General features: G+C 75.5%; 8 protein-coding genes. 2 read left to right on the top strand and 6 right to left on the bottom strand.

All coding sequences use genetic code 11. The features are described from left to right. Positions 1-171: 171 nt before the first annotated feature. The 3 genes from C3486_RS17750 to C3486_RS17740 form a co-directional block, all read right to left on the bottom strand. The gene (locus C3486_RS17750; RefSeq protein WP_103833685.1) at positions 172-741 is read right to left on the bottom strand and encodes a sigma factor; all 570 of its coding nucleotides are present in this window, start codon (positions 739-741) and stop codon (positions 172-174) included. Between the two features lie 88 nt (positions 742-829). Then, positions 830-1897, bottom strand: coding sequence for an alkene reductase (locus C3486_RS17745; RefSeq protein WP_103833684.1), 1068 nt, complete (start codon positions 1895-1897; stop codon positions 830-832). An 83-nt stretch (positions 1898-1980) separates the two neighbouring features. Beyond that, entirely contained in the window at positions 1981-3051 is a 1071-nt protein-coding gene (locus tag C3486_RS17740; RefSeq protein ID WP_258052839.1) for an aminotransferase class V-fold PLP-dependent enzyme, read from the bottom strand. A gap of 253 nt (positions 3052-3304) precedes the next feature. On the opposite strand from C3486_RS17740, the gene C3486_RS17735 reads away from it, so the two are divergent. Beyond that, positions 3305-3958, top strand: a complete 654-nt coding sequence (locus C3486_RS17735) for a bifunctional 2-polyprenyl-6-hydroxyphenol methylase/3-demethylubiquinol 3-O-methyltransferase UbiG (RefSeq protein WP_103833692.1) — start codon at positions 3305-3307, stop codon at positions 3956-3958. Here the strand turns inward: C3486_RS17735 and C3486_RS38050 are convergent. Both C3486_RS38050 and C3486_RS38045 read right to left on the bottom strand, forming a co-directional pair. After that, positions 3933-4472 carry a GNAT family N-acetyltransferase gene (locus C3486_RS38050; RefSeq protein WP_308461250.1) on the bottom strand — a complete coding sequence of 180 codons (540 nt, stop codon included), beginning with the start codon at positions 4470-4472 and terminating at the stop codon, positions 3933-3935. The two genes, C3486_RS17735 and C3486_RS38050, sit on opposite strands and share 26 nt — an antisense overlap. Continuing rightward, complete coding sequence (locus C3486_RS38045; RefSeq protein WP_103833681.1) at positions 4469-5995, bottom strand: aldehyde dehydrogenase (NADP(+)); 1527 nt, start codon at positions 5993-5995, stop codon at positions 4469-4471. Before C3486_RS38045 ends, C3486_RS38050 begins: the two co-directional genes overlap by 4 nt. A gap of 122 nt (positions 5996-6117) precedes the next feature. Between C3486_RS38045 and C3486_RS17720 the strand changes: the two genes are divergently transcribed. Then, the gene (locus C3486_RS17720) at positions 6118-6888 is read left to right on the top strand and encodes an IclR family transcriptional regulator (RefSeq protein ID WP_103833680.1); all 771 of its coding nucleotides are present in this window, start codon (positions 6118-6120) and stop codon (positions 6886-6888) included. 305 nt (positions 6889-7193) lie between these two features. Here C3486_RS17720 and C3486_RS17715 read toward each other — a convergent pair whose 3' ends face one another. Then, the gene (locus C3486_RS17715) at positions 7194-8393 is read right to left on the bottom strand and encodes a hypothetical protein (RefSeq protein WP_103833679.1); all 1200 of its coding nucleotides are present in this window, start codon (positions 8391-8393) and stop codon (positions 7194-7196) included. Between the last annotated feature and the right edge of the window lie 101 nt (positions 8394-8494).

The following is an 8494-nucleotide window of genomic DNA, read 5'->3' as shown; positions in this document are numbered from 1 at the left end:
GTCCAGCCCGGTGCACCGCTTCCCGCAGCCGCGCCAGCTCCTCCGCGCACTCGGCGCAGTCCTCCACGTGCGCGCGGATGCGTTCCTCGTCACCGGACATCACCGCGTCCAGCGCCCAGGCGGCGAGCAGCTCGGCGATCTCGGGGTGTTCCTCCGCGGGGTCCCAGCCCATCAGTGGCCCCTCTCGACGGCCGGATCCGGCGGGTCGGCCAGCCGGTCGGCGAGGCTGCGCAGCGCCACGCGGAGCCGCGCCTTGGCGGTGCCCTCGGGAATGCCCAGTTCCACCGCGGCCTGGCGGTAGGTGCGCCCGGCGAAGTACGCCAGGTGGAGGACCTGCCGCTGGGCCAGCGGAAGCTCGGCGAGCGCGGTGTGCGGCAGCAGCGCGGCACCGGCGGGCTCGGCCGGCGTACTCGCGTCCGCCTCGCGCATCCGGTCCACGGCCCGGCGGTGCGCCCGCATGCTGAGCCAGGCGCGCAGCGAGCCGCGGGCCGGGTCGAAGGCGTAGGGCCGGACCCAGAGCTGGGTCAGCACCTCCTGGACGACCTCCTCGGCGGCGGCCGCGCTGCCGGTGACGCGCCGGGCCACGGCGTGCGCCAGCCCGCCGAAGGCGTCGTACACCTCTCCGAGGGCGGACTCGTCGCCGTACACCAGTCGCCGGTGCAGGTCCTCGTCGCGCGGCGGAGTCGACGATTGAACAGTTCTCCGGTCCACCGGCACCACCTCGTGAGGTCGTGCTGCCATTCCTAGCCGCCCGCGCCGCCGTGCGGTAGCCGTCCGCCCGGCCGAATTGCCCGGCGCGCCCGGAGGCCGGTCCGGCCCGGTCCGGGGATCAGTCCGTCAGCGCCGGGTAGTCCACGTAGCCGCTGTCGTCGCCGCCGTAGAAGCTCTCCCGTACCGGCTCGTTGAACGGGCCGCCGGCCGCGAGGCGCGCGGGCAGGTCGGGGTTGGCGAGGAACAGCCGGCCGTACGCCAGCAGGTCGGCCGCGCCCTCCTCGACCAGCGACAGCTCCTCGGGCCCAGCGGGGCGGCCGTCGACGGCGGGGTTGAGCACGAAGGTGCCGCCGAAGCGCTTCCGCAGCCGCGCCAGCAGCGCGGTGTCGCGCACGTCGCAGGCGTGCAGGTAGGCCAGGCCCAGCGGGGCGATCGCCTCGACGAGCGCGGTGTAGGTGGCCTCCGGCTCGGGCTCCGACATGCCGTTGAAGGGGTTGCCGGGCGAGATGCGCAGGCCGGTGCGGTACGCGCCGATCTCCGCCGCGACGGCCTTGGTGACCTCGGCGGCGAAGCGGGCGCGTGCCTCGTCGGAGCCGCCCCACTCGTCGGTGCGCAGGTTGCTCGCGGGCGAGAGGAACTGGTGGATGAGGTAGCCGTTGCCGCCGTGCAGCTCCACGCCGTCGAAGCCGGCCTCGATGGCGTTGCGCGCGGCGACCGCGAAGTCCGCGATGGTCTCGCGCACCTCCTCGCCGGACAGCTCGCGCGGGACGACGCAGTCCTTCAGCCCCTCGTGGGTGAAGACCTGCTGGTCGGCGGCGACGGCCGAGGGCGCGACCGGTATCAGGCCGTCCGGGAGCGTGACGGGGTGGCCGATGCGGCCGCCGTGCCACAGCTGCGCGAAGATCTTCCCGCCCGCGGCGTGCACCGAGTCGGTGACCTCGCGCCAGCCCGCGATCTGCTCGGGCGTGTGCAGCCCGGGGGTGAGCGGGTAGCCGCGGCCCACCACGTTCGGCTGAGTGGCCTCGGTGATGATCAGCCCGGCCGAGGCGCGCTGGGTGTAGTAGCGGACCATGGACGGGGTGGGCACGCCGTCGGCCGTGGCGCGGTTGCGCGTCATCGGTGCCATCACGAGGCGGTTGGCGAGCGTCAGCCCGGCCAGGTCGACGGGGTCGAAAGCAGTGGTCAAGGGGTTCCTTCCACGGGGCCCGGTACGGTCACCGTCCCCAACGCCCCGGGCCGCCACGGCATTCCCGCCCTGCCGACACGCCGTCAACTCCGGGGCAGATCAAGGGCCTTGATGCCGGCCAGCAGCCGGTCCACGTCCTCGGCGGTGTTGTACAGGTGGAATCCCGTCCGCAGCTTCCCGGCCCGGACGGCGACCAGGATGCCCTGCCTGGCCAGCGGTTCGTGCGCATCGGCCAGGGCGGGGACGGTGACGATCGCCGACCCCGGTGCGGGCAGCGCCGCGTACCCGAGCTCGGCGAGCCCGGCCCGGTACCGCTCGGCCAGCGCGGTGTTGTGGGCGTGCACGGCCACCACGCCCACCTCTTCGAGGAGCGCGAGGGAGTGCCGGGCGCCGATGTGGGCGAGGTGGCCGTGCGGCTCGTCGTACCGGTGCGCGTCCTCGGCCAGCCGCGTGACCGGGCCGTAGTTGGCCTCGCCGGGGTCGGCGCCGGCCACCCAGCTCGCGTGCAGCGGCTCCGGCTGCGGCGCGTCCTCGCCGACCACCAGGAACGAGGTGCTGCGCGGGCACAGCAGCCACTTGTACGCGCCGCACACGACGTAGTCGTACCGGCGGGCGTCCAGCGGCAGCCAGCCGGCGGCCTGCGTCATGTCCACCAGCGTGCGGGCGCCGTGCGTGCGGGCCGCCTCGCGGAGGGCTTCCAGGTCGGCGATCCGGCCGTCCAGCGCCTGTACCGCGCTGAGGGCGACCAGCGCGGTGCCCGGCCGTACCGCGTCGGCCAGCCGCTCCAGCGGCGCGGTGCGCACCCGCAGGCCGGGCCGGACGGTGAAGGGGTTGACCAGGGAGCTGAAGTCCCCTTCGGGCAGCAGGACTTCGGCGCCGTCGGGCAGCGAGGCGGCGATCAGCGCGGTGGACACGGCGACCGAGCTGCCGATGGCCACCCGGTCCGGGGTGGTGCCCACCAGCCGGGCGAAGGAGGCACGCGCCGCGTCGGCCGGGCCGAAGTAGTCCGTGCCCATCGTGCCGTACGAGGCGGACGCGTCGACCTCCTCGCGCAGCGCGGCGATGGTCCTGGCGGGCAGCAGGCCGCTGCCGGGGGTGTTCAGGTACGTCGTCTCGGGCGCGAACTCCGCGCCGCCCAGTCGCTGTCGCTCCATCTCACCACTGTGTGCGCCGCGGACCGTGCCGTCCATCCCGCACCTCCTTGGACACGCCCCAAGGACGCCTTGGGGGCGCCGCCCGGAGCCACCGCGGAGCCGCGAGGCGGGCCTCCCGGCGGGGGCCCCGCGCCGCGCCGAGGGAACACTTTTACCCATGCATGGGCGGTTTTCCGCTGTCCTGGCCCGCGCGGCGATGCACGTACCGTGCATCCGGGCGTCCGCGCCGCCGTGCGCCGGTACGGTCCGGGCCATGACGATGCCGCGGGAACGTCTCGGCTCCTGGGAGACAGCCGGGACCGCCACCACCGACAGCCATCCCTTCGACCCCGCGGCGCTGCGCGCACACGTGCCGCCGGGCGCGCGCGTCCTGGACCACGGCTGCGGCCGTGGCGGACGGGTCGCGGCACTGGCGGCGCTGGGGTACGCGGCCGAAGGGGCGGACGGCTCGCGGGAACTGGTCGAGGCAGGCCGGCGGGCGCACCCCGGCCTGCCGCTCACCCACTGTCCGGAGCTGCCGCTGCCCTTCGAGGACGGCCGCTACGCCGCCGCGCTGCTCTTCGGGGTGCTCTCCCGGGTGCCGGACGACGCCGGGCAGCGGGCCGTCCTCGGGGAGCTGGCGCGCGTGGTGCGCCCCGGCGGTCTGCTGCACCTCAGTGACGCGCCGCTGCAGACCGACCCCCGCGCCCGTGCCCGGTACGCCGCGTACGAGGACGAGTTCGGCGCTTACGGGGTGTTCCGCACGGAGGACGGCACGGTGGTCCGGCACCACGAGCCGGAGCACCTGCGGCGGCTGCTGCGGATGCACGGCTTCGCCGTGGCCGAGGAGCGCACCGACGCCGTCGGCACGCTGCACGGTCACCCCGTGCGCCGGGTACAGCTCATCGCGCGCCGGGAGACAGCGTGAGCAGCAGGCTGAGGTGGGTGTCGTCGGGGGCCGGGCGGCGGCTCTCGTCCGGCCGCCAGCCGTGCCGGGCGTAGAAGTCCCTGGCCCGGCGGTTGTGCCAGTACACCTGGAGCCGGGCCGCGGAGTGGCCAGCGGCGCGCCAGGCGCTGACGCAGGCGCCGTGCAGCGCGCTGCCCACGCCGCTGCGCCAGTGGGCGGGGTCGACGTGCAGCTGGTGCAGCATGACGACGTCCGGCCGCGCCGGTTCCTCGCCGCGGAAGGACGCGATGCCCACGGTCGTACCGGCGCGTTCCGCGCACAGCACGGTGTCGTCCGGCCGCTCGATGGCCCCGGCCCACGCCTCGCGCCACCGGGCCCGCTCCGCCGGGTCGTCCAGCAGCGCCTCGGGCAGCCGTCCGCGGTAGTAGGACGCGCGGGCCCGGGTGTGCAGCGCGACGATCGCCTCCAGGTCCCCCGGCACGGCGGCCCGGACGAGGGTGTCCGGGCCGTCCGTGGCGTCGGGCACCGGCGTCACGCCTCGCGCACCCCGTCGACCCGGCGCGGCAGCCCCAGCGGGTTCTCCTCGCGCAGCTCGGGCGGGAGCAGCGCGGCCGGGGTGTCCTGGTAGGCGACCGGACGCAGCCAGCGCTCGATGGCCGTGCCGCCGACGGAGGTGGAGGTCGAGGTGGTCGCCGGGTACGGACCGCCGTGGTGCTGGGCCGGGGACACGGCGACGCCGGTGGGCCAGCCGTTGACGACGACGCGGCCGGCCAGCGCGGTGACCTCGGCGAGCAGTTCGCCGCCCCGGCCCTCGCCCGCGCATTCGGCGCTGGAGAGCTGGAGGGTGGCGGTGAGGTTGCCGGGCAGCCGGCCGAGGACGGCGGCCGCCTCGGCCTCGTCGGCGTACCGCGCGACGACGGTGACCGGGCCGAAGCACTCCTCCAGGAGCAGGTCGTGCGGACCCTCGGTGGCCAGCCGGGCGGCGGGCAGGGTGAGGAAGCCGGCGGAGACCGTGTGCTCGCCGCCGGCGCCCGGCGTCACCGGCGCTTCCACGTCGGGCAGTTCGGCGCGGCTGCGTACGCCCGCGAGGAAGGCGTCCCGCATCCGGTGGTCCAGCAGTACGCCCGCCTCGGTGTCGCTGACCTTCGCGGTCAGCTCCTTGACCAGCCCGTCGCCGGCCGCGCCCTCGGGCACCAGCACCAGGCCGGGCTTGACGCAGAACTGCCCGACGCCCAGCGTCATCGCGCCGGCCAGGCCCGCGCCGATCTGCTCGGCGCGCTCCTCGACGGCGTCCTGGGTGACCACGACGGGGTTGAGGCTGCCCAGTTCGCCGTGGAAGGGGATCGGGTGCGGGCGGGCCGCTGCCGCGTCGTACAGGGCCCGGCCGCCGCGTACGGAGCCGGTGAAGCCGGCCGCGGAGACCAGCGGATGGCGGACCAGCTCGACGCCCGCGTCGAAGCCGTGCACCAGGCCGACCACGACCTCGGGCAGGCCGGACTCGGCGGCGGCGCGGCGCAGCAGCGCGGCGCACAGCTCGGAGGTGGCGGGGTGGTCGGGGTGGGCCTTGACGACGACCGGGCAGCCGGCCGCGAGGGCGCTGGCGGTGTCGCCGCCGGGCACCGAGAAGGCCAGCGGGAAGTTGGAGGCGGAGTAGACCGCGACCACGCCGAGCGGGATCTTGTACCGCCGCAGGTCGGGGCGGGGCGGGGTGAGCTGCGGGTCCGCGTGGTCGATGTGCACGTCGAGGAAGGCACCCTCGTCCACGATGTCCGCGAAGGCGCGCAACTGGTACGTCGTGCGGGCCAGTTCGCCGGTGAGCCGGCCCGGGCCGAGTGCGGTCTCCGCGTCGGCGGCCTCGATGACCGACTCGCCCGCCTGGTCCAGCAGGTCGGCTGCGCGGCGCAGGAAGGCGGCGCGCACGGTGCGGTCGGCCAGGGAGCCGCGGGCCTCGTGCGCGGCCCGTACGGTCGCGTCCACCTCCTCGGCTGTGGCTTCGGCCGCAACCTCTTCGCGCTGCTTCCCGCTGCGGGGGTCGACGCTCCAGACTGGTGCTGCCACCGTGCATTCCTCCCGGGCACGAATACTTGCTGCAAGCCGGGCCTTGTTCGATATACTGAACTTCGTCCCGGAGTGTGAACACGTGGGACTCTATGACTGTCCGAACTGAGGGGTCAAGGGCGATGGCGGCTGCCGAGACCGGGGGATCACAGGTCAAGTCCGCGGTGCGGACGGTCGAACTGCTGGAGTACTTCGCGGGCCGCCCCGGAATGCACAGCCTCGCCTCCGTGCAGGAGGCCGTCGGCTATCCCAAGTCCAGCCTCTACATGCTGCTGCGCACGCTGGTCGACCTGGGCTGGGTGGAGACGGACGCCACCGGCACGCGGTACGGCATCGGGGTGCGGGCCCTGCTCGTCGGCACGTCCTACATCGACGGCGACGAGGTGGTGGCCGCCGCCCGGCCCACGCTCGACCGGCTCTCGGACGACACGACCGAGACCATCCACCTCGCCCGCCTGGACGGCACCAACGTCGTCTACCTGGCCACCCGTCAGTCCCAGCACTACCTGCGCCCGTTCACCCGGGTCGGCCGCCGGCTGCCCGCGCACTCCACGTCCCTGGGCAAGGCGCTGCTCGCCACGCACACGGACGAGCAGGTGCGCAAGATGCTCCCGGAGACGCTGCCCGCGCTCACCGAGCACACCACCACCGACCGGGAGCGGCTGATCGAGGAGCTGCACGCGGTACGGGAGCAGGGCTACGCCGTGGACCGCGAGGAGAACACGCTGGGGCTGCGCTGCTTCGGCGTGGCGATCCCGTACCGCACCCCGGCCCGCGACGCCATCAGCTGTTCGGTCCCGGTCGCCCGCCTCACCCCGGCCCACGAGCAAATGATCAAGGACGCCCTCTTCGACGCCCGCGACCGCCTGACGCTGGCCACGCGGCGCCTCTAGGGGCGGCGGGGCGCCACCCCTGGGGGCCCGGCGTGCGGCTCATCGGGTAGCGCTGGCGCTGCTCTTCGTGCGGCCCGGTGCGCGGCCCTTCGGGGGACCCGGTCCGCGGCTCTTCATGCGGCCGGTGCGCTGCCCTTCGGGGACTCATCCCGCCGCTCTCCGTGCGGTTCGATGCGCAACCCTCGGGGGACTCATCCCGCCGCTCTCCGTGCGGCCCGACCCGCCGGCCTTCGGGGGACTCAGCCCGCGGCCCCGGAAGGGCGGCCGGGTGTGCCGCCCTTCCGGGGCCGCGCGGCCGGTCCTCCTCAGGCGCCCGCGCCGCTCAGCTCCGTGAGGGCCGTGCGTACCGCCTCCAGGTCCACGTCGGAGGCCAGGCCCGCGTGGTAGAGCCGCAGTTCGTCCGCGCCCGCGGCGGCGGCGTGCGCGGCGTCCGCCGCGAGCGTGTCCGGGCTGCCGCCCATCCCCCGCACCACGGTGAAGTTCGCCGCCCGGACGCCGGGCCCCCGGAACGGCGCCAGCGCCGCCGTCCGCGCCGCCTCGCTCCCCGTGCACGGCACGACCACGCCGTCCGCGTGGCCGAGGATCCGCCGCGGGTCCACGCCGGCGTTGGCGCCGCAGCGGTGCGGTGCCGGGTCGGCGTGCAGCAGGACGCGGAAGTCGGGCCCGGCGGCGGCCCGTACGGCGGCCACGGCCGCCCGCTGCAGCCCGTCGGCGGCCCGGTCGCGCCACCCGGCCACGATCCCCGCGTACTCCGCGCCGAGCGCCGCCGTCACCTCGGCCCACTCGCCCTCGCGGTCCCCCGCTCCCCCGCCGCCGCTGCCCGCCCACACCGGCTCCAGCGCGCGCAGCACCGCCCGCCGCAGTTCCTCGGGGTCGGCGCCCAGCCCCGCGTATCCGTCCCGGCACACGTCGCAGAAGCACAGCGACATCAGGTACTGCGCGGCGCCGCTCAGCGCGACACCGCCGGTCTTGTCGTGCGCGTGCAGGTGCGCGAGTCCGTACCAGCCGCACGACTCCAGCTCGGTGCCGCGCGTGTACGGCCGTACCGCGGCCTCGGCGGCCAGCGTCACCAGGTACTCGTGCACTTCGGGACGCGCGATACAGGGCGCCCAGGGATAGGCGTCCCCGTAGGCGTTGCGGACCACGGACTCCGGATGCTCGGCGCCCAGCCGGGAGTTGTGCGCGAGCACCACCCAGGAGTGCACCTCCAGACCCGCTTCCGTGAGCGCGCGGGCGGCCTCCGTGTACGGGTCGGCCCCCGGGACCCAGTCCTGCGCGTACGGACGCAGCGCGCGGCCTGCCCAGCGCTCCGCGTCCGGCGGGTAGAGCACAGCGGAGTGCCGGGCGGTGACGACGCGGTGGTCCGGGTGGCGCGGGGTGAGCGCCCGGGTGGAGTGGTACGCGGCGGCGAGGGTGACCTGCGCGACCCCGAGCCCGGCGGTCCGCCGCGCGGCGTCCGGGTCCCCGACGACGTCCCAGGGGTAGAGGAAGGCGGCGGCGCGCATCGGTCTCCCTTCGATGAACCACGCCCCCGGAGCCGCCCGCAGAGGCACCTGCGAAGACGCCTGCGGACACGCCTGCGGAGACGCATGCCGAGACGCCGACG

Origin of the sequence: Streptomyces sp. Ru73 (assembly GCF_002920575.1) — a bacterium.
In the GTDB taxonomy this organism is placed as follows: domain Bacteria; phylum Actinomycetota; class Actinomycetes; order Streptomycetales; family Streptomycetaceae; genus Streptomyces.
The sequence above is the reverse complement of the archived record's forward strand: the minus strand, read 5'-3'. Positions and strand labels throughout refer to the sequence as shown.

What these genes read in the sequence shown, in the direction of transcription:
- C3486_RS17720 (WP_103833680.1), top strand. Translation starts at nt 6,118, where the DNA reads ATGGCGGCTGCCGAGACCGGGGGATCACAGGTCAAGTCCGCGGTGCGG.
- C3486_RS17740 (WP_258052839.1), bottom strand. Translation starts at nt 3,051, where the DNA reads ATGGAGCGACAGCGACTGGGCGGCGCGGAGTTCGCGCCCGAGACGACG.
- C3486_RS17750 (WP_103833685.1), bottom strand. Translation starts at nt 741, where the DNA reads ATGGCAGCACGACCTCACGAGGTGGTGCCGGTGGACCGGAGAACTGTT.
- C3486_RS17715 (WP_103833679.1), bottom strand. Translation starts at nt 8,393, where the DNA reads ATGCGCGCCGCCGCCTTCCTCTACCCCTGGGACGTCGTCGGGGACCCG.
- C3486_RS17735 (WP_103833692.1), top strand. Translation starts at nt 3,305, where the DNA reads ATGACGATGCCGCGGGAACGTCTCGGCTCCTGGGAGACAGCCGGGACC.